This is a genomic window from Lactococcus hircilactis, assembly GCF_009601015.1.
GTDB classification, from domain to species: domain Bacteria; phylum Bacillota; class Bacilli; order Lactobacillales; family Streptococcaceae; genus Lactococcus; species Lactococcus hircilactis.
Map to the genome: position 1 here is coordinate 48,773 of NZ_WITJ01000008.1, position 21,450 is coordinate 70,222.

Here is a 21,450-nt window from a genome sequence, read left to right on the forward strand (position 1 = left end):
AACTTCAGAAAGGAGTACGAAAATGGTACAAAATCTAGCCCGACGAATGAGACCAAGAACAATTGATGAAATTATTGGTCAGCAACATTTAGTGGGAGAAGGAAAAATCATTCGTCGCATGGTTGAGACTGGCCTTTTGACAAGCATGATTCTTTATGGCCCTCCTGGAATCGGAAAAACATCCATTGCTTCAGCAATTGCAGGGACGATGAATGCCGCATTTAGAGTCTTTAACGCTACCACAGACACAAAAAAGCGACTCCAAGAAATTTCAGCAGAAGCTGAATTTTCTGGACAATTAGTTTTGTTACTTGATGAAATCCATCGATTGGATAAACCAAAACAGGACTTTTTACTCCCCTTACTTGAAAATGGACAGATTATTTTAATTGGTGCAACCACTGAAAATCCTTATTTTTCAGTGGTTCCTGCAATTCGTTCTCGGGTTCAAATTTTTGAATTAAAACCACTTTCTCCTGGAGATTTACAACGCGCTGTCAATCTTAGTTTACAGGATAAAGAGCGTGGATTTGATTTTGAGGTTCAAATTGATCAAGACGCACTCTCTTTTTTAGTCCACGCAACAAATGGGGATTTACGCTCAACGTTTAATGCGCTTGAACTCGCTGTTTTATCCTCTCTTGACCATCATGTCACACTCAACGATATGGAAAATTCTTTGCAGCGTAAAGCAGCAACGTTTGATAAAGATGGTGATGCACATTATGACATTCTTTCTGCCTTGCAAAAGTCCATTCGAGGATCTGATGTCAACGCAAGTTTACACTATGCAGCACGTTTGATTGAAGGTGGAGATTTACCTTCTTTAGCACGTCGTTTGATGGTGATGGCTTATGAAGATGTGGGCTTGGCTAATCCTGATGCTGCAGTTCATACGATGCTTGCTTTACAAGCGTGTGAAAAATTAGGATTTCCTGAGGCACGCATCCCGCTTGCAAATGTTGTCATTGATCTCGCCTTATCCCCAAAATCCAATGCAGCCTATGTCGCAATGGATGCGGCCCTTTCCGACCTAGGAAAATATGGAAATCTCCCCATACCAGCCCATCTCCAAGATGGACATTATGCTGGTGCAAAAGCGCTTGGGCGCTCTATTTCTTATCAGTATGCTCATGATTTTCCAAATCACTGGGTGGATCAACAATATCTCCCTGAATTGATTAAGTCCGCGGATTACTTTAAACCAGACGAGATGGGAAAATATGAAAAGGCGTTAAATTTACGAAAAAAATGGATTGAGGAGCAAAAACGTGACCGAAAAAATTGAAACGCTTTTTCTTGACGAAATCGTAAAAAATCCGTATCAGCCACGCAATGTTTTTGACGATGAAAAGCTGAAAGAACTCGCTGATTCCATCAAAGAAAATGGACTCTTACAGCCAATTATTGTACGAAAATCCCCTCTTTTTGGCTATGAATTGCTCGCAGGAGAGCGCCGATTTTTAGCCTCAAAATTAGCAAAAAAATCAACGATTTCTGCCATCGTGCGCGAGTATTCTGATGAAAAGATGATGACCTTGTCCATCTTAGAAAATTTACAACGAGAGGATTTAAATCCAGTTGAAGAAGCACGAAGTTTAAAAATCTTGACAGAAAAATTAGGGTTGACGCATGATGAAATCGGGAAAAGTCTTGGAAAATCGCGGTCTTTTGTCTCAAATGCAATCCGAATTTTAAGTTTACCTGAGACCATTTTAAATGAAGTCGAATCTGGCAAGTTGTCACTGGCACATGCAAGAACCTTACTGGCTGAGAAAGATCCACGGATTCAACGCGCGCTTTGTAAGCGAATTATCAAAGAAAAAATGAGTGTGCGTAAGCTCGAACAGCTCATCTATCCTCAAAAAACGCCGCCAAAACACGCGATCAGTACTGACAAAAATATATTTATTGCCCACACCGAAAATGAACTCAAAAAAGAGCTTGGAAATACTGTAAAAATCACAGCTACTTCGAATTATCAGGGAAAAATAGCCATTCAATTTGACAGCTTAGAAGCACTTGAACGCTTAATTTCTCGCTTATCAAAAAAACGTCAGTGAGACGTTTTTTTCTGTTGATATTTTACATAAGTTGGGTAAGTGAGCGAAATGAACATTATCCCCTGTAAGAGACCACCAAGTGTGTCTGATGGATAATGCACACCGACAAAAATCCGTGAGCACATCACTAAAAAAATCACCACTACACACAGCACACCAAAGAAAATTCGGCTTTTTTTACTGCTCATTTTTCCAAGAAAAATTAAAAATAAAGTCACGCACAGCACTGTCGCAAAAGTCGAATGTCCGCTCGCATAACTCAGACCAGGCTCATGAAAAAAGCCAGGTAAGCGATGAATATCCGGGCGAACACGGCCAACGATTGATTTAATGATAGTATTGCATACAATACTTAAAATAATGACACTTCCCAACCACAGTGCACCGATTTTTTCCTTAAAAATAAAAAATAGTGCCAAACAAACGATAATCGAGGTGATTGCCCCTCCTACATCTCCAAAAATAAACGTAAAGTGGCTAAAAAATAGCACTAAAAGCGGATTGCTTTGCAAATGAAATGCAAGATTTTGAATCGATTGATCAAACGCAAATCCAGTGTGCTTGTAAAAAGCCCAAATGATAAGCGTTAAGCTCAGAAATAAAACAAAGCTTATGCCAGAAAAAAGATAACTTATTTTTGATGTTTTGTTCACGATATTCCTTTCATCTACTCAAAAAAATCTTTTGAGTTTTTTTACTTCTTTTTTTCAGTCCCGTCATCCGTGATAAAATCCGAAATGATGTAGCGCGGACGCTGCTTGACTTCAAGAAATATTTTTCCAATGTATTCTCCAATAATCCCAATCGCAAGGAGATTTAATCCTCCAAAAGCAATGATTGCAACCATTGTTGAAGACCACCCAAGCACCGTACGGCCTTGAATCGAGTGACTGATGAGCACATAAATTCCTGTCAGTACTGACAAAACAAAAACAGCAAGTCCCGTCCAAAAAATCATGCGCATTGGTGTTGCAGAGGTCGATGTAATCCCATCAATGGCAAAGCTCATCATTTTTTTCAAAGGATATTTGCTCTCGCCCGCAAATCGTTTGCCTCGTTTATAATACACCGTGGCGGATGGATAGCCAATCATTGGTACCATTCCTCGTAAAAATAAATTCACTTCCTGAAATTGCTCCAAACCGTCTAATGCTCGCGCACTTAACAAACGATAATCTGCATGATTCGGCACACTTTGACTGCCTAAAATTTTCATTACTTTGTAAAATAAACGCGCTGTATTTCGCTTGAAAAACGTGTCGGTCTCACGATTATCGCGCACCCCATATACGACATCAAATCCATCGTTATACTGCTCAAGCATCGCGTCAATTGCATCAATATCATCTTGCAAATCCGCATCCATAGAAATGACACAATCAGCCAAATTTTTGACCGTCATCAATCCCGCAAGTAAGGCATTTTGGTGCCCTCGATTCCGCGTCAAATTGATGCCACTAAAGAGATGAGAAGCGTTATGTTTTTCAAGAATTTTTTCCCACGTTTGATCGTTTGAGCCATCATTGACATAAACAATCCGACTTTTTGGGGAAATTTTTCCATTCTGAATCAATGTTTCGTATTTCTTTTTCAACCGATCTGACGTCTCATCTAAGACGACCGCTTCATTAAAACATGGAATGACCATATAAAGTATCGGACTCATTTTTATTCTCCTTTTTTGAGCGGTTGGTGTAGCCATATAGTGCTAAAGCAAGCATCAAAGGGCTAAAATTATATAAATAACGTGAATTTGCTTCCCACAAAATCAAGAAAATTGTGCAGCCAAATACTGACACTGCTAAGATGAACCACAGCTGTTGCCAGTAATATTTGTGAAACATCATCTTGAAAATTAGTCGCCACATGAACCATACCACCATGGCCCAATACGGAAAACAAGCCATTTTCAAGAAGATAAAGCCCGTCACATTTCCAACTTTTGTCTGAGGCGAATAATCAAAATAGCGATGAATCAGAGGATTTTCATGATTTAAACTGTAAAATAAACCATTCAAATCTGGATAAGCCCAGGTGTAGATCAGCTTTCGTCCGATTTGCCTAAACACTCCTAACACACCCATTTTCTTTAAATTATTTAAAAATAATTGTTTTGTTGCAATCTGTTTTTTTTGATAAGTATCAAACTGCTCTGTATAAAGCCGGATGGCTTTTTTAAATCCCCCCGTTTTATTTTCTGGCGCCCAAGACATCGCAATCCAGTGCATCACAGGTAAACTATAGCGCTCCTTATTTTCTTGTGAAAAAACAGGATCTGATGAAACGATCGCTTTTACACCAAAATCTTTTGCGACAACTAACACCCCAAACAAAGCTAAAACCACCCCAAACGCTTTCCATTTTTTATTAACCAACAGAAAAATTAATTCTGCAATGAGAACAATCAAGACTGTCGGTTTAAAAGTAAAGCCGATTAAAAGAAAAGTCACACTCAAAGAAAAGCCAAGGAGTTTTGTCAGTACTGACAATGCTTTAAACGCCCAAACAAAGCACAACAGTCCCAAACAAACAAACGGAAGTGTCAATGTATCTGTGTATAATTGAGCGCCATAAAGATAAAAAGGCAAAAAAGCTGCCGCACAACAATTAAACAACACCGCCAGTCTGCAATCAGCTAAAATTCGAACCAAAAGTGAGCTTGCAAGAAGCGCAAGACTTGTCAGTACTGACGAAACCAAAGTAACCACAAAGATTTTAAGCGAAATTTCTGTCAGACCAGCAAAAGTCTGATTAAATAAAATCGAAAAAAGTTGGTTATTGGGGTAGCGCAAAAAATATCCCAGCGCATTTGTCGTCATCGGCAGATGTGCAAAAGACTGTCCATGAAGTTTTGAAGTCGCATTAAAAATGATAAAAAAGTCCCAATCGTGTCCTGCATCAGGGACATGGATCATAAAAAATAGAGGGACAATGACCATTAATAGCCCTAAAATTCCAAAACTCCACCAATAATAGTGCGTGAGGAGTTCCTGGTTTACTCTTGATTTTACACCTTTAAAATCAGAATATCCAAAACCAAGCTTGTCCCCTAAACGATAAAGCAACCAAAAGACAAGCAGCGTAAAAATTAACACGAGATTTCCAAGAACCAGCGCCGTCAGATGATCAGCGTCCCATCCCGTTGTTTTCATCACGGCCACCCCATTAGAAATCCCCATATAGAGACCAAATAGAAGGATAACAAAAGGAAATTTTATTTTTTCAATCCACTTCATACCTCTATTATATTAAACTTCCGACACAAAAGCCATAATAAATCAGTTTTATTACAAATCAATCATTATTAAGTTTAATTATTTTTTACCCGCCGTGACAATTCAAAAAAAGCCCAGCACCCTGAGCTTTATTTTTTATTGATCCCGTAATGCTTTTAGTGCATATAAAATCGATACCACATCAATGACTTCTTGAAGCAACGCTCCAATCACTGCAGGAATTAGCCCTGTTGATGCAATTCCCATCAAAATGATACAAATGATAATCCCAATCAACACAGACTGACGTGCAATTTTCATCGTATCACGACTGATTCTGATTGCTTTTGTCACACTATTCAAATCGTTTTTGAGTAACACCAAATCTGCCGCTTCACTTGCAACTGTGGAACTCCCCGATCCAACCGAAATTCCAACATCTGCCACCGTCAACGCTGGTGCATCATTCACTCCATCTCCAACCATAATGACTGGATGTACCTGAGATTGTTTGATGTGCTCCAACTTCTCTCCTGGCAACAATCCTGCATAAACCGCCGTAATTCCGACCTCTTGAGCCACCTGATCAGCGACACGTGCATGATCCCCTGTCAGCATTGTGATTTGATTTAAGCCCAACTGCTTGAGCTGTGTAATGACCGCTTTTGCTTCTTTACGGATCTGATCTGAAAATGTCACTGCACCCAGATAAACACCGTCACGACTGACATAAAATGCTGTTTCAAAATCAGGACCATCTTCTGCTCCCACAAAGCTCTTCCGACCAATTTTGACTTCATGACCATCAATAAATCCACTCACACCCATCCCTGCAACTTCTGTCAGTGCTGACAGCGGCAAAAGTGTTGCCCCATGCTCTTGTGCGTACGTACTGACCGCTTTTGCTAAGACATGACTGCTTGATTTTTCAAGGGTATAAACGATTTCAAGCAATTGGTGTTCTTCTTGAGAAAGTGTCGCGTGCTCCCCTTGTTTTTTTTCTTCTTTTTGCACTAGATGAGCTACTTCAATATGATTGACCTGAATTTTTCCATCCGTGATTGTTCCTGTTTTATCAAAGAAAATCGCTTTTGCACGTGCTAATTTTTCAATGACCGTTCCATTTTTGATCAAAAACCCATTTTTTGACGAACGACTCATTCCTGATACAAAAGCAATCGGTGCCGCTAAAATCAACGGACACGGACTCGCTACAACCAGCACTTGCGCAATCCGAACTGGATCTTTTGAGATGGCAAAAGCAACACCTGCAATCACATAAGCAATAATCGTAAAGGGAACAGCATACCGATCCGCTAAGCGCACAAAATGAGCCGGCGTTACCTCAGCTTCTCGTACTAGATTAATGATTTTTTGAAACTGCGAGTCACTAGCCAAAACAGTGGTTTTAATTTCAATGCTTGAGTTTCCATTGATCGCACCAGACATCACTGGACTCCCTTTGACAAGCTCATTTGGTTTCGTTTCTCCAGTGACAGAGGATTCATCTAAAATCGCCGCATCAGAAATCAAAATCCCATCAATCGCAACGACCTCCATCGGCTTAATCAAAAGGCGTGTCCCAATTTCGATCTGATCCAAATCTTGATCTACAATCTGATTTCCCACATAAACATGTGCTACTTCAGGCGATTTTTTTAAAAGTGCAGATAATTCTCGGTGCGCCCGCCCAGCAGCAAAATCCTCAAGCGTCTCTCCACCGACCAACATCAAAATAATGATCAAAGAAGCCCAATATTCCCCCACAATCAACGTTGCGACAATCGCTGTGATGGCCAATAAATCAACGCCATACGAGCCATTTCTAAGCGTTTTAATCATCTCGATAAACATCGTAACCGCAAGAAATCCTCCTGCAATCGTCACAATTAAACGCGCAAGAAATTCCTGATGAAAGCCAAAATACGCCACCAATGCCACTGCCGCAATCAAAAATACCACGACTAATTTTTGCCAGTTTTTCATTTCAAACCTCAATGCTTTCCATAAAAAGAACCCAAGCCCTTTTTATTTTTAAAATTTTTGTGAAACATTGCCCTGTTTGGATCACGTTGTCCCTTCATTTGAATCCTGAATGATTCAACCCCTGAAGGAGCACTCTTTTTTCCGCACTTTGATTCTTTCGAAGCTGAGCTTGAGATTTAAAAATAATCTGCTTTTATTTTAGCAAAAAAAGATCGTGCGCGCCCTCATAAAGCCCGTCAAACAACTTTTACATTTAAACATACAAAAAACGTCAAGTATTTTTACTTTACAATTCTTGCATTTCATTTCATGATGTGATATGATAATAAAGTACGTTTTTGGACAAGCTCCAAAAACCATAAACACCCACGGAGGAACAAAAAAATGGCAGTACCTGCACGTCACACTTCATCAGCAAAGAAAAATCGTCGTCGTACACACTACAAATTGACAGCTCCAACTGTTAAATTTGACGAAGCAACTGGAGATTACAGTCGCTCACACCGCGTTTCACTTAAAGGCTACTACAAAGGTCGTCAAGTGCGCGACGCAAAATAATCGTTAAATTTATTAGAAAAGGAAGTAACTCAATATGGCAGCTGGAGTACGCACACACGTAATTCTCGAACACAAAGAATCAGGCGAACGTCTTTATCTTACACAAAAGAACAAACGCAACACCCCTGACAAACTTGAACTTAAAAAATACTCTCCAAAACTTCGCAAACACGTTGTTTTTAAAGAAGTGAAATAAGGATTCAGTACACGTCAATAGATGTGAAAATCCCTGATTTAGAGCGATTCTTGATTTTTTGAATTTCATTATATCGCATTAAAAATCAACCTGATGACTTTATTTTTTGAAAATTGTATTTTCAGGAAAAAACATAAAAAGGACTCAATGAGGACTTTTTTTTACGAAAAAATCCTTTCTTGATTAAAAAACATTTAAAAATTCATTGAGATTAATTTTTAATTAAGAGCTCATTCTTCTTAGCAAACAAAGAAACTCCAGAGCCAAGTTTCAATCAAAGCCTCACAGAATTAAAATCCATCAACCATTTCTTATGATTTTTTGTATTTTTTTAATTTTCTCTTGTATTTATACCTATATAGGTATATAATAGCTAATAAATTACAAAAGGAAAAGGGTGTCAGATGAAAAAGAAAATTATCATTATTGGTGGTGTTGCTGGTGGTGCAACAGCAGCTACAAGATTAAGACGTCTAAGTGAAGAAGATGAAATTATTCTCGTTGAAAAAGGAGCATACATCTCTTTTGCAAATTGCGGATTACCTTATCACATCGGGGGAGTAATCAAAGAAAGAGATGAGCTTCTACTTCAAACTCCTGAAGCGATGGAGGCACAATATGGTCTTGATGTTCGTCCTTTTTCAGAAGTCATAGCTATTGATCCAACCAAAAAAGAAGTTCGTATTTTTAATCATCAGACCAATGAGCACTATGATGAATCTTTTGACAAATTAATCATTTCAACAGGAGCAAAAGCTATCGTTCCTACGATTGAAGGATTATCTGAATCTGAAAATGTTTTTACTTTGAGAAACATTCCAGATATGGATCAAATCAAAGATTTTATTTCAAAAAACAATGTTCAAACTGCGACAGTGATTGGTGCTGGTTTTATTGGACTTGAAATGACGGAAAATCTCATTCATCTCGGAATTAATGTTCAATTGGTTGAAATGGCATCACAAGTGATGTCAACCGTGGATTTCGAACTCGCTCAAATGCTTCATGCACAAATAGAAATGCACAATGTAAAACTTGTTTTAGGAGAAGGTTTAAAAGCCTTTCAAAATGAAGGACATCAAATTTTATTATCAAGTGGTGCTAAACTGAGTACGGATATGACGATTTTAACCATCGGAGTAACGCCTGAGAGCACTTTGGCAAAGAAAGCTGGGATTGAAATCGGATTTAAAGGTGGGATAAAAGTAAATGAAAAACTAGAAACAAGCGCCCATGATATCTATGCTATTGGTGACGTCATTGCAACCACAGACACTATTTTAAATCACGAAACAAATATCCCACTTGCAAGTCCAGCTAATCGACAAGGCCGTCTTGTGGCCGATATCATTAATGGTTATCCCATCACATATCCTGGTATTCAAGGAACGGCTGTAGCAAAAATATTTGAACTAACAGTTGCAAGTACTGGTTTAAATACTCAACGATTAGATCGTTTGCAGATAGAATATAATGTCATTCATATCCACCCTAATTCTCATGCTGGTTACTATCCAGGAGCTTCACCCATTTCGATGAAATTGATCTTTGCTCCTAATGGAAAAATCTTAGGAGCGCAAGCTGTCGGATCTGATGGCGTAGAAAAGCGCATTGATGTCATTGCAACGGCGATGAAATTAGGTGCAAAAGCACAAGATCTTGCTGAGCTTGAACTTTCTTATGCTCCACCGTTTTCATCTGCTAAAGATCCTGTCAATCTACTGGGATACACAGCAGATAATATGATTACAGGAAAAGTCAAAACTTTCCAATATTATGAAGTCCAAACACTTAAAAAAAATAACGCTTTTTTCTTAGATGTCCGTGAAGATTTTGAACTTGCTACTGGAAAAATTGAAGGAAGCTTTCAAATTCCACTCCATCAACTTCGCAATCGCTTAAAAGAACTACCAAGGGATAAAACAATCTATGTGTACTGTCAAGTGGGCCAACGCGGATATAATGCAGCTCGAATATTGATGCAAGCTGGCTATAACGTTTATAATCTTGATGGTGGATTTAAAACATACAAAATAGCAAATTATCAATCGCGTGTCATTGAATTTAAGAGTAAATCACCCATTCCAACCGATTTTCAACAATTTCAAGAGTTTCAAACTGAAATTATTGAAGTAGATGCTTGTGGTTTACAGTGTCCTGGTCCAATTCTTAAAGTAAAAGAAAACATTGATAAAATGAAGAATGGACAAAAATTGAAAATTGAAGCAAGTGATTTCGGATTTAGCACGGATATTGAAGCTTGGTGCAAAAATACCGGTAATACTTTAGTTGATAATGAAATTAAAGATAATAAAGTGTTTGCAACCATCCTGAAAGGAAATGAGCAGTCAAATCCATCTTCCACGAGCATTCCGACCAATATCGAATATAAAGAAGGAGTCCTTCAAGAGACAAAAGACGGGACAACGATGGTGCTATTTTCGGGAGATTTCGATAAAGCAATTGCTTCTATGATTATCGCAACTGGAGCTGCTTCATTTGGTAAAAACGTCACTATATTTTGTACTTTCTGGGGATTAAACTTGTTAAAAAAGCAAAAGAAAGTTAAAAAACATGGAATAGCTAAAATGTTCGATTTAATGCTACCAAAAAGTGCAAATGCCATGCCACTCTCTAAAATGAATATGGGAGGTTTAGGAACTAAGATGATTCAATCCATCATGAAAGAAAAAAACGTAGATGCACTCCCACTCATGATTGAGCGAGCTCACGAAATGGGAGTAAATTTCATTGCTTGCACCATGAGCATGGATCTGATGGGAATTGAGAAAGATGAACTTTTTGATTGGGTTGAATTTGGTGGAGTAGCAAGCTTTATTGGGGCAAGTGAAAATGCAAATATGCAGCTCTTTATTTAAATTTAAAACATTTACGTTTTTACATAGAAAATCAGAAATTAGAAAAACCGGTCTCTTGATCGGTTTTTCTAAGTAATGCTACTATTTATTTCACAGTAAACTTGCCGCTTCTTCATCTAAGATTAACGTTAAATTTGGATGTAATTTCAAAACAGAAGCAGGAAATTCATTACGGATTGTACCTGTTAAAAACTCCTTGACTGCTGGAGCCTTGCGTTTTCCATTTGCGATAATCACGAGTTCTTTTGTTTCCATAACGGCTTTTGGCCCCATTGTGAGATAGAAATCAAAGAGTTGCTCAGGACGGTCTAAATTTTTGATGAGCCGTTTCTCCATATCGGGTGTTGCGTATGATGATACCGTCACAATCTCATCTTCAAAATGCGTTGCCCCAGGTAGATTTCCGCAATAATGTCCATCAAATCCTAATCCCAAAAGCATGAAATCCAGTCCACCGACTGAGCGAATCCGCTCCATTTGTGTCGTGTAAGTCTGCTCATTGAGCGGGACAATCCGCTCACGACTGATGGCTGCTGGGGTAAAGTACATCGTATTTAAATCACGCATGGTAATGCCAACTTTCTCACCTTTGACAGGAATTTCATCAAAATTATAATAATAAACGTTATCCAGATAAGATTTATCTTTAACCTGTGGCGCCATGATCTCATAAACGCGTTTTGGTGTCGAACCAGCAGTGATGCTGATGTTGACGCGACGATTTTGATACATCCGTGCGAGTGTGAGCGTTGCTGCTGTTTGGCTCATTGCTTCGTAGTCTTTTTCGATAATTAATTTCATAATTCTATTTTTCCTTTTCTATTTTACTGCAGTCATTAGTTTTTCACCTGCAAAGATTTTTCCTGTTGGATATTCGATGCCGACGGAAGTATAATCATTCGTATTTGTCACGATGGTAAGAATGGTTGGGTCATAACCTACATCTTTGACAGCCTCGATATCGACTTTGACAAGTGCTGTCCCAACTTTGACGGTATCACCGACATGAACCAACCCTGTAAAATGTTGTCCCTTGAGATTCACCGTGTCCAGTCCGATATGGATAAGCACTTCCGCTCCTTCGGCGGACAAGATACCAACCGCATGATGTGTTGGGAAAACAGCGGTAATCTTACCTGCAACAGGAGAAAGGACATTCCCATCTGAAGGTAAAATCGCAACAGATTCTCCCATGAGTTTTTTGGCGAACGTTTCATCTTTCAGCCCTTCAACAGGGACAACCTCCCCATTGACAGGACTGTAAAGTGTCGCATTCGCTGCTTTACTCGTTGGCACTACATTATTTTCCTCATCATTTTCAATAATCTTAAAGAAAGACTTACCAAGAAAAAGCGTACTTACAAAAGTCAATCCAATCGTGACAATCATCCCAATCAAAAGCGGAGCAAGTCCACCACGTGCAAATACAGGTGAGGTCAGAATACTTGGGAGGACAAAAGCTGAGGCTTTTCCTCCTAGAGTCAGGTAAATCATACTTCCAATCCCACCACCGATACTGACACCAATCATGGGGGCGCGATATTTCATGATAATCCCATAAAGCCCTGGCTCAGTCACACCAAGAAATCCTGAAACGGTTGATGAAATCGCAATTTGCTTTTGCTTAGGATCTTTCACTAAGAAATATGTTGCAAAGAAGCTTGTCGCTTGTGCAAGAACAGAGATAAAAGACACGCCAATCACGTAAGAATAGCCATAAGTCGAGATTTCTTGTAAGACAAGCGGCGTCAAGGCATAGTGCATTCCCGTGAACACGAGATAAGGCCTTGCAGCACCAAGAAGTAGTCCAGCAAGCCATGGTGAAGTCGTCATCAACCAATGAACAGCTTGAGCAATATAATCCCCAGCGTACCAGCCAAGAGGTGCGATGACAATAAGGACAATAGGAATCATAATAATCAAAGTCAATAATGGTGCAAAGACCACTGTAATCAATGCTGGCAATTTTTCTGAGAAAAATCGATAAACATAACTCAGAATCCAAACTGAGAGGATAATTGGAATGACGGAGGCCTTATAATTGATATAAGGGAGTTGTAGAAAACCAAATTGCATCGGTTTGAGAAGTTTTGTCGCACCATCTGTCAATGTAGGATAAAGCATTGCTCCAGCAAGTGCAAGTGCCATAAATTCATTGGTCTTAAATTTCTTGGCAGCACTGACCGCAATCAAGAAAGGTAGAAAATAAAACATACAGTCTGCAGCGATATTTGCCACTGTGATGAAATTACTTACAGGATTGACCAATTTATAATTGGTCAAGATAAAGACAAGCGCTTTGAGCATCCCACCGCCAATGATGGCAGGTAAAATAGGGACTAAAATGCTGCTGAGTGTATTGAGCAAGCGCTCAAACCAATTTCCTTTTTGGGGTGAGCCGTCCGTCACACTCCCAGCATCAGAATGAGCAAGTTCTGGAAATTGCTTGATGACTTCATTGTAAACTTGTCCAACAGCATTTCCGATAATGACTTGATATTGCCCCCCTTGCTGCTGAGTCCCTAAGACATCAAGTTTCTCAATTTCTGCTGTTTTGGCTTTACTGTTGTCTTTTAATGTGAAGCGCAAACGTGTGATACAGTGGGTAAGACTGCTAATATTTTCCAGCCCCCCCACATCAGTGATGATCTTTTGAACTAACTCTTTTTGGTCCATGATAACCTCCTTTTGGTTGATGATAAAGCGCTATTTTGCGATATGAAACTTTTTATTTTTCACTCCTTTCTTGCGTTTTATTGTTTACGCTTTCATCATATCATCAGGAAAATTGAAATACAATAGCTTTTGATAAGCTAGGAATTTGTCCCAAATTGAGGGACAAAAAAATTCTGTCAGTACTGACAGAATTTTTTATATCAACTCTAAAAACTAATTTTTTCACCTCATCAAAAACAAGAATAGTTTTTAAAAGTAACGTTTAAAAATCAGGTTAATTTTGAAGCAAATCAGTTTTGAGTGCTTTTGTTAAGTGTGCTAAATTTTCTAGTAGAGCAACGACGGGAAGTTGTGTCAAAGAGAGTTCATTTGGTAAATCATAGCAAAGACTAATATCCGAAAGCTGTGTGAGTGTACTTTCGGAATCGTTAGTAATTGAAATAATTGGCACTTTTTGTTGCTTAATTTTCATTACAGCATCAATCAAAGGAACCCGTCCTCCTGTAACAGATAAAATCAGAAAAACAGGACGTTCACCACCATCAATCACGAGAGGTTGATAAATATCTTCAATAGCATAAGCTTTAATTCCTAGGTTCCGGAAATATTTGACGCCATATTCTGCCAAAGTTCCTGAGGTTCCAATTCCCATAAAGATAAGACTTGATGCTTCTTTAATCTGCTCGGCGGCTTGCTGCAGCTTTTCTTGATAAGAGATAGAAGTCAGTGTATTCAAAAATAGAGAAAAAAGAGACAGACCATCATAGGAACTTTTCTCTATCAAATTTGGCATGTTTTGTGAAGTCATATAAAATTTTAACTCTGAAAATCCATCAAAGCCAAGCTTATTTGCCATGCGCAAAATAGTAGATTTTGACACAAAAGACTTACTTGCTAAATCACGAATTGTCAAACCTTTAACTTCATCAAGATGAGCGAGAATATAATTAATAGCAACCGTTTCAACATCATTAAGTTTTTTTACTTTTGTAGCGTCAAACATGGTGCAAATCCTCCAAAACCGATCATCCAATCGGTTTTTCAATTTTATATTTTAAAAGAAGTGTTCCTTGTGCGTTGAGTTGTTTTAGATCGAGCAGGCGGAGATTTTGTTCGATAGCTTCCTCAACGAGGTGCTTTCCTTTGCCAAATAATTTGGGCTCTAACGTTAATATGAGTTCATCAACGAGTTGTTCTTTTAAAAACAAACTGTTGATTTCTGGTCCTCCCAATAACAACACTTGTGTAAAATGTGCTTTTTCGAGCTGAAAAAGGAGCGATTTTGGCGCTGTTTGGACATAAAAAAGGTCGTGTGCCACATCTTCTGGTGTGGACGTTTGAGTCCTAGAAAAGATAAAATAAGGAACAGGAGCCATTTTTTTCGTGAATGATTTTCGTCCAGTAATGATCGCATCGCAAGCGTGTGCGAGTTCAAATAAATGGACTTGATCTTCTTTTGAAGTCCACATTTTGACACTTTCTTGTGCTTGTCGCGACACAACACCATCACTACTCGAAACCATAACCAGTGTTACTTTCAACCAGTACCTCCTTACTTTAAGTAGTCTAGCAAGTTTTGATCCCCTCGTACTGCAAATGTTTTCGTTGATGAACCGTGCGCCATTGCACCGCGTGCCGTCATGCAACTATGTGTTGCTTCGATTACAACAGCACACGCTTTTGGCTGAAGCACTTCATCAATCGCATCTGCCACTTGTGCGGTCAATCTTTCCTGAACTTGCAGCCGACGCGCATATCCATTAATCATCCGCGGAAATTTTGACAAGCCTGTGATTTTTCCACTTGGAAGATATGCGACGTGTGCCACACCATGAAAACGCGCTAAATGATGCTCACAAGCCGACTCAAAAGGAATGTCACGAACAACAACAACATCCTGAGCTTGTGATTCAAACTGTGTTTCTAAGTAAGTTTTGGGATCTATTTTGTAACCTTGTGTGTACTCCGCAAAAGCTTTTAAGAAACGGTAGGGGGTATCTATCAATCCCTCACGCGTTCCATCTTCACCGATGAGCTCAAGGAGTGCTTCAATCCCAGCGATTGCACTTTGGATTTTTGTTTCGTCTGAATCTGAGTATAATTCTTTGAGATGATTGTATTTTTCTTCTTGCATCATATTCTTTCCTTCATTGCTTATGTTCACATTTTATCATAGTTCTTTTTTTATGGCGTGAAAATAGTCTGAAATATAAATGAAATTCTGATAAGAAAGCATGATCATTTCTTTGATTTTTTTTAAAATTTATTTTTTATATTGGTCATAAAACATCAAACATTATTTATTTTTAATTTCTTTTTTAGTTAAGTTTCATTTTAGAATTTTGAGTTATAATGTTTCCATACTCCTAAATAAACTTTTTCATAAATTACTCCTAAAGTTCCGACGCTCCATCGGGACTTTTTTGTTGCTCATCAGTACTTATCTAAGACAAAAAAATCGACGGTTCAGGTCGATTTCTTTTGTTCACTAGGAGGTGATGAAAAATTATATTTTGGAGTGATTATAGAATAGCAAAATGAGCTTAATTCTTACTCAAATGAGACAAAAATGGAACTAAAATGAGAAATGAGTTTCTGTCAGTACTGACAGAAACTTTTGTCAGCGCTGACAAAGCAAAATGGGCTTTATTATGTTGACATTTTATGATAAAATTAAAATAACTATACTGATTTGATCAAGATTTTTCTTGGATCTTATAAAAAGGATGATAAATGCTTACTGTATCTGATATTTCACTTGTTTTTTCCGATCGCAAACTTTTTGACGATGTCAACATTAAATTCACACCAGGAAACTGTTATGGTTTGATTGGTGCTAATGGTGCTGGAAAATCGACATTTCTAAAGATCTTGGATGGTGAAATCCAACCCACCACAGGACACATTTCGCTCGGACCAAATGAACGAATGTCCGTTTTACGTCAAAATCACTTTGACTATGAAGATCAAACGCCACTTGATGTGGTCATGAGCGGAAACGAAAAACTTCATGCCATTGCTGAAGAAAAAAACGCCATTTACATGAATCCTGATGCGACAGATGATGACTTCATGAAAGCTGCCGAACTTGAAGCAGAATTTGGTGAGATGGGCGGTTATGAAGCAGAATCTGAAGCGGCACGATTGTTGCAAAATCTCGGCATCAAAGTAGAGCAGCACATGGATTTAATGGCCAATCTAACTTCTGGTGAACACGTGAAAGTTCTTCTTGCTAAAGCCCTTTTTGGTAAACCTGACGTGCTTCTTCTTGACGAACCAACCAATGGCCTTGATATTCAAGCGATTGCTTGGCTTGAAGAGTTTTTGATAAATTTTGAAAATACTGTGATCGTCGTTTCCCATGACCGTCACTTTTTGAACAATGTGTGTACTTATATGGCAGACCTTGACTACGGTAAAATCAAACTTTACCCAGGAAACTACGATTTCTGGAAAGAATCTTCTGAGCTTGCGCTTCGTTTACAAGGTGATCAAAATCGCAAAGCTGAAGAAAAAATTGCTGAATTGAAAGAATTTATCGCACGCTTTTCTGCTAATGCGTCCAAATCAAAACAAGCGACATCACGTAAAAAAATGCTTGATAAAATTGAAGTTGAAGCATTCGTTCCTTCATCACGCAAATATCCATTTGTCGGTTTTGAACAAGAACGTGAAATCGGAAATGATTTGCTCCGTGTGGATGATCTGTCTGTCGAAATTGACGGTGAAAAAGTACTTGATCATATCTCATTTATCCTTGCACCAGGAGATAAAACAGCTTTTATTGGACAAAACGACATCCAACAAACTGCACTATTGCGTGCTTTGATGGGCGACATTAACTACACTGGAGAAATCAAGTGGGGCATTACAACTTCTCGGTCCTATCTTCCAAAAGATAATACCCGTGATTTTGATAGCCAAGAGAGTATCCTCGATTGGCTTCGTCAGTTTGTCTTGACTAAAGAAGAGGACGATAATACTTATTTACGTGGTTTTCTTGGACGGATGCTTTTCAAAGGCGAAGAATCTTTAAAACAAGTGAAGGTTCTTTCTGGAGGGGAAAAAGTGCGTGTCATGCTTTCTAAGATGATGTTGCAACGGGCTAATGTTTTGGTATTAGATGACCCAACGAATCACTTGGATTTGGAGTCCATTTCGGCACTCAATGATGGGCTAAAAGCGTTCAAAGGTTCCATTCTTTTTAGCTCACATGACCATGAATTTCTCAATACAATTGCCAATCACATCGTTGTCCTCTCCAAAAATGGGGTGGTCGATCGTATCGGCGAAACCTATGATGAGTTCTTAGAAAATGATGAAGTGCAAGCAAAAGTAAAAGCACTTTGGGCTAAATAATTTGATTTGATCAAGCTGTCAGTAATAAAAAATTACTGGCAAATTTTTTATCTGCCGGTTCAATGCTTACTGAACCAGTAACACTGCTGACCGCTCTGTCAGCACTGACACCCTTAGCGAAAGTGTGATTATTACGGAAAATTTTGATATTTATAATGCGCAAAAACTAAAGACAGGAAAAATCGGAACACGTGGAATTCCTCTAGGGAGCGGTCAATTTCGCTTTGTTGTTCGTGTTATTATTTTTAATCAAACTGGGGATAAAGTGCTGATTCAACAACGCCAAGGTACAAAGTCAATTTTTCCTCACTTCTGGGATTTTACGGCTAGCGGTGGAGTACAGGCTGGGGAGCTTCTCCACGAAGCCGCTACTCGAGAACTTCTGGAAGAAACTGGATTGTTAGACGACTTTTCAAATATGCCAAGTCGTCTAACAATCCAATTCTATGAAGGTTGGAGTGAAGTTTTTGTCATTCAAAAAAATATACCGCTCAAAGATTTAACCCTTCAAAAATCAGAAGTTTCTGCGATGCGGTGGGTATCCGAAGATGAATTAAATGCATTGGTCGATGAAGGAATTTTCATTCCTTTTCACTATGCAAAACACATTTTTGATTATATTAGATTTAATGGTGAAATAAATTTAGGAGGTCGTGATGATTAAATCGATAATTTTTGATCTTGGTCAAGTCATTCTGGACTGTGATTGGAAAAAAACAGTACAAGCATTTGCTGATTTGGGGATTGATATTGAGCCACTGGTTTTTTCTGCGGATTTTTGGGAACAATTAGGAAAAAATGATACTTATTCTCCGGAATCATTTTCTGATTTGATCCGTAAAAGATCGGGATCACGCCTCTCAAATCATGACATCGTATCTGCTTGGAACAGGCAACTGTGTCCCTTCACACCAGCGCGCATGACTTTGCTTGAGCGCTTTACACAGGATTATCATTTATATCTCCTTTCAAATACAGATGAGATTCTCATAGAAGCATTTGAATCCCAATGTTTAAAACAATTTGGAAAACCATTATCCAGCTACTTCACAGCCACATATTACTCCTCAAGAATCGGTCTAAGAAAGCCTGATCCTCAAATTTTTCAAGAATTTTTACATCTGTCAGCACTGACAGCAAATGAATGTCTATTCATTGATGACAAAATTGAAAATGTCACTGCTGCCAAAGCAATGGGCTTTAAAACCATTCATTTAACAGGCGATCTCCTTGATGTGAATTTTGAAAAAGTCCTCAAATAAATGGATTTCACACCGCTCACGCGCAAATCTGGCAAGATATTAAGGAAATCCCTTGGCAGAAAAATGAATCCCGTAATCGCTTTTAGGAAAAATAAAAAAATGAAAAAAGAATTAAAATTATTTGCAACAGACATGGACGGCACATTTTTACGTTCTGATCGAACCTTTAACCACGAAAAATTAAAAACAATCCTTGACGCATTTGATCAACAAGGCCTTGTTTTTTGCGCTTCCTCAGGACGTCAACTTTTAGCGCTTGAGGAGATGATTTTTCACGATTTCCGTGATCAAATCGCTTTTGTCGCTGAAAACGGTGGTGTCGTCTCTTACAAAGGAGAAACGATTTTCGCTCAAACACTCTCCACCGAGCAAATCAAAGCGATTGTTGATTTGCTTGCGCGCATGACAGATTCTCCTAAACACGACTTTTTAATTTCTGGAATCAAGGGATCTTATTGCTTACCGGATGTTTCTGATTGGTTTTATGCAAAAGCTCAAATTTATTATGCGAATGTCCAAAAAGTATCTGAGATTGATGCCATTGACGATCAAATGATTAAAGTCACGACGAATTTCCCAGAAGATAAAACAGCCGAATGTGAGCGATACATTACTGACACTCTTGCATTTGCACGTGCTACAACAACTGGATTTACAAGCATTGACATTGGATCAAAAGGCATCAGTAAAGCTTCAGGACTAGCTCATCTCTTGGCTCATTTTAAGTGGCATCCTGAGCAACTTGCAGCATTCGGAGATCAAATGAACGATTTTGAAATGCTTGAGTATGCAGGAACTGCCTACGCAGTCAGCAATGCGTGTCCTGAAATTTTGAACTGCGCAGACGAGATTATTTTAAGTAATGATGACGATGCTGTTTTGGTCCAAATTGAAAAACTAATGCAAGAAAAAAATGAAAATGAAAAACTAATCCACCGCTTTTTCACTTCTGAATCACCGCTAATTTTGAAAAATTTTCCTGCAAAAACATCAAAAAAATTAATCGTTTTACAGCGCATTGCTCAAGAATTTTCACAAGATAAACACTATAGCGCCGTCGAAATTGATCAGCGGTTAAAAACGATTTCTCCTGATTTTGCAACTTTAAGAAGAGCATTGGTTGATTATCAGTTCATGGAACGCACGGATGATGGGCGAGATTATTGGCTAAAAAAATGACGACACTCCACTTTTTTGCTATAATGAACTAAGAAAATAATGAGAAAGAAGAGAAATCATGAAAATAGCGATTGATGCAATGGGAGGCGATTTTGCACCCGAAAATATTGTCAAAGGGGTCAATGAAGCAAAAAAAAATTATCCCGATCTTGAATTTATGCTTTTTGGCGATGGTAAAAAAATCCGTCAGTACTTACAAGATGAAAATCAAGTGGAAATTATTGAAACCACTGAAATCATTGATTTCCATGATGATCCAGTCACTGCGATCAAAACGAAAAAAGACAGTTCTCTTGTCCGTGCCATTTCTGCTGTAAAAAATGGCGAAGCGGATGCTGTTTTATCTGCAGGATCGACCGGTGCACTCTTGACAGGCGGTTTGATGTTGATTAAACGCATCAAACAAGTCAGTCGTCCAGCACTGATGAGTACGCTCCCAAGCGCTGATGGTGCTGGATTTGACATGCTTGATCTAGGAGCAAACACTGAAAACACAGCGCAACACTTGGTAGATTTTGCAATTTTAGGAGCTTATTATGCTGAGCAGGTCCGGGGGATCAAAAATCCAAGAGTCGCACTTTTATCCAACGGAGCAGAAGAATCCAAAGGCTCTCCAGTGACAAAAGAAGCTCATGGACTTTTGTCAGCACTGACAGATATTAATTTTATTGGAAATATTGAATCCCGAGATATTTTATCAGGCGGGGCAGATGTGGTCGTCGCTGATGGTTTCACGGGGAACGCTGTGCTAAAAGCGATCGAAGGGACGGCAAGCCTTTTGATGAAACAAATCAAATCTGCCATCATGAACGGCGGTTTTTCTGCAAAAATCGGCGGTGCTTTGATTAAAAAACCATTATCGAGCTTAAAAGATTTACTCAGTACCGATGGCGCTGGAGGCGCTGCATTTGTTGGTTTAAAAGCCCCAGTAGTAAAGGCACACGGAAATTCTAGCGCCCAAGCTATTGCAACTGCGATTGGACAAATCCACCGCATGCTTGCTTCTGATATGACTGGAAAATTAGTGGAACATTTTGAAAAACGCGATCAACACTAAAAAAAACTTCCGTGAGAAGT

General features: G+C 38.7%; 19 protein-coding genes. 10 read left to right on the plus strand and 9 right to left on the minus strand.

The features are described 5' to 3' along the window. The first annotated feature begins 22 nt into the window (after positions 1 to 22). Together GHI93_RS06720 and GHI93_RS06725 are read left to right on the plus strand one after the other, a co-directional pair. A complete protein-coding gene (locus tag GHI93_RS06720) occupies positions 23 to 1,288 on the plus strand; it encodes a replication-associated recombination protein A (protein ID WP_153496296.1) in 1,266 nt (421 codons plus the stop codon). Beyond that, positions 1,272 to 2,063 (plus strand): ParB/RepB/Spo0J family partition protein, encoded by a 792-nt coding sequence (locus tag GHI93_RS06725; protein ID WP_343030334.1) that lies wholly within the window; start codon positions 1,272 to 1,274, stop codon positions 2,061 to 2,063. Before GHI93_RS06720 ends, GHI93_RS06725 begins: the two co-directional genes overlap by 17 nt. On the opposite strand, the gene GHI93_RS06730 is transcribed toward GHI93_RS06725, so the two are convergent. The 4 genes from GHI93_RS06730 to GHI93_RS06745 form a co-directional block, all read right to left on the minus strand. After that, the gene (locus tag GHI93_RS06730; protein WP_343030335.1) at positions 2,057 to 2,716 is read right to left on the minus strand and encodes a phosphatase PAP2 family protein; all 660 of its coding nucleotides are present in this window, start codon (positions 2,714 to 2,716) and stop codon (positions 2,057 to 2,059) included. The two genes, GHI93_RS06725 and GHI93_RS06730, sit on opposite strands and share 7 nt — an antisense overlap. Before the next feature lie 41 nt (positions 2,717 to 2,757). Beyond that, on the minus strand, positions 2,758 to 3,729 hold the full coding sequence (locus tag GHI93_RS06735) for a glycosyltransferase family 2 protein (protein WP_153496298.1): 972 nt from the start codon (positions 3,727 to 3,729) through the stop codon (positions 2,758 to 2,760). Then, positions 3,692 to 5,299: a hypothetical protein gene (locus GHI93_RS06740; protein ID WP_153496299.1), complete on the minus strand. Its 1,608-nt coding sequence runs from the start codon at positions 5,297 to 5,299 to the stop codon at positions 3,692 to 3,694. Before GHI93_RS06740 ends, GHI93_RS06735 begins: the two co-directional genes overlap by 38 nt. A 135-nt stretch (positions 5,300 to 5,434) precedes the next feature. Beyond that, a complete protein-coding gene (locus GHI93_RS06745) occupies positions 5,435 to 7,264 on the minus strand; it encodes a heavy metal translocating P-type ATPase (RefSeq protein ID WP_153496300.1) in 1,830 nt (609 codons plus the stop codon). A gap of 384 nt (positions 7,265 to 7,648) precedes the next feature. On the opposite strand from GHI93_RS06745, the gene rpmF reads away from it, so the two are divergent. From rpmF to GHI93_RS06760, 3 genes are all read left to right on the plus strand, one after another. Then, positions 7,649 to 7,822, plus strand: a complete 174-nt coding sequence (gene rpmF, locus GHI93_RS06750; RefSeq protein WP_054639723.1) for a 50S ribosomal protein L32 — start codon at positions 7,649 to 7,651, stop codon at positions 7,820 to 7,822. Between the two features lie 34 nt (positions 7,823 to 7,856). Continuing rightward, positions 7,857 to 8,018, plus strand: a complete 162-nt coding sequence (gene rpmG / locus GHI93_RS06755) for a 50S ribosomal protein L33 (RefSeq protein ID WP_054639691.1) — start codon at positions 7,857 to 7,859, stop codon at positions 8,016 to 8,018. A 404-nt stretch (positions 8,019 to 8,422) separates the two neighbouring features. Then, the gene (locus GHI93_RS06760; RefSeq protein WP_153496301.1) at positions 8,423 to 10,897 is read left to right on the plus strand and encodes a CoA-disulfide reductase; all 2,475 of its coding nucleotides are present in this window, start codon (positions 8,423 to 8,425) and stop codon (positions 10,895 to 10,897) included. A gap of 90 nt (positions 10,898 to 10,987) precedes the next feature. Here GHI93_RS06760 and GHI93_RS06765 read toward each other — a convergent pair whose 3' ends face one another. The 5 genes from GHI93_RS06765 to folE all read right to left on the minus strand — a co-directional run bounded on the left by GHI93_RS06765 (position 10,988) and on the right by folE (position 15,710). Beyond that, complete coding sequence (locus tag GHI93_RS06765) at positions 10,988 to 11,698, minus strand: glucosamine-6-phosphate deaminase (protein ID WP_153496302.1); 711 nt, start codon at positions 11,696 to 11,698, stop codon at positions 10,988 to 10,990. Between the two features lie 18 nt (positions 11,699 to 11,716). Continuing rightward, the gene (locus tag GHI93_RS06770; RefSeq protein ID WP_153496303.1) at positions 11,717 to 13,573 is read right to left on the minus strand and encodes a glucose PTS transporter subunit IIA; all 1,857 of its coding nucleotides are present in this window, start codon (positions 13,571 to 13,573) and stop codon (positions 11,717 to 11,719) included. Between the two features lie 274 nt (positions 13,574 to 13,847). Continuing rightward, positions 13,848 to 14,576 carry a MurR/RpiR family transcriptional regulator gene (locus GHI93_RS06775; protein ID WP_153496304.1) on the minus strand — a complete coding sequence of 243 codons (729 nt, stop codon included), beginning with the start codon at positions 14,574 to 14,576 and terminating at the stop codon, positions 13,848 to 13,850. Between the two features lie 22 nt (positions 14,577 to 14,598). Beyond that, entirely contained in the window at positions 14,599 to 15,114 is a 516-nt protein-coding gene (locus tag GHI93_RS06780) for a dihydrofolate reductase family protein (RefSeq protein WP_153496305.1), read from the minus strand. Positions 15,115 to 15,125: 11 nt separating this feature from the next. Beyond that, positions 15,126 to 15,710, minus strand: coding sequence for a GTP cyclohydrolase I FolE (gene folE, locus GHI93_RS06785; protein ID WP_153496306.1), 585 nt, complete (start codon positions 15,708 to 15,710; stop codon positions 15,126 to 15,128). Positions 15,711 to 16,306: 596 nt separating this feature from the next. Here folE and GHI93_RS06790 point away from each other — a divergent pair. From GHI93_RS06790 to plsX, 5 genes are all read left to right on the plus strand, one after another. Then, on the plus strand, positions 16,307 to 17,932 hold the full coding sequence (locus GHI93_RS06790) for an ABC-F family ATP-binding cassette domain-containing protein (RefSeq protein WP_153496307.1): 1,626 nt from the start codon (positions 16,307 to 16,309) through the stop codon (positions 17,930 to 17,932). A 124-nt stretch (positions 17,933 to 18,056) separates the two neighbouring features. Continuing rightward, the gene (locus GHI93_RS06795; protein ID WP_343030336.1) at positions 18,057 to 18,596 is read left to right on the plus strand and encodes an NUDIX hydrolase; all 540 of its coding nucleotides are present in this window, start codon (positions 18,057 to 18,059) and stop codon (positions 18,594 to 18,596) included. Continuing rightward, a complete protein-coding gene (locus GHI93_RS06800; protein WP_153496308.1) occupies positions 18,589 to 19,194 on the plus strand; it encodes an HAD family hydrolase in 606 nt (201 codons plus the stop codon). The genes GHI93_RS06795 and GHI93_RS06800 overlap by 8 nt, the downstream gene beginning before the upstream one ends. Before the next feature lie 99 nt (positions 19,195 to 19,293). Continuing rightward, positions 19,294 to 20,373: a Cof-type HAD-IIB family hydrolase gene (locus tag GHI93_RS06805; RefSeq protein ID WP_170272410.1), complete on the plus strand. Its 1,080-nt coding sequence runs from the start codon at positions 19,294 to 19,296 to the stop codon at positions 20,371 to 20,373. Between the two features lie 58 nt (positions 20,374 to 20,431). Next, positions 20,432 to 21,430 carry a phosphate acyltransferase PlsX gene (gene plsX / locus GHI93_RS06810; RefSeq protein WP_153496309.1) on the plus strand — a complete coding sequence of 333 codons (999 nt, stop codon included), beginning with the start codon at positions 20,432 to 20,434 and terminating at the stop codon, positions 21,428 to 21,430. The last annotated feature ends 20 nt before the right edge of the window (positions 21,431 to 21,450 follow it).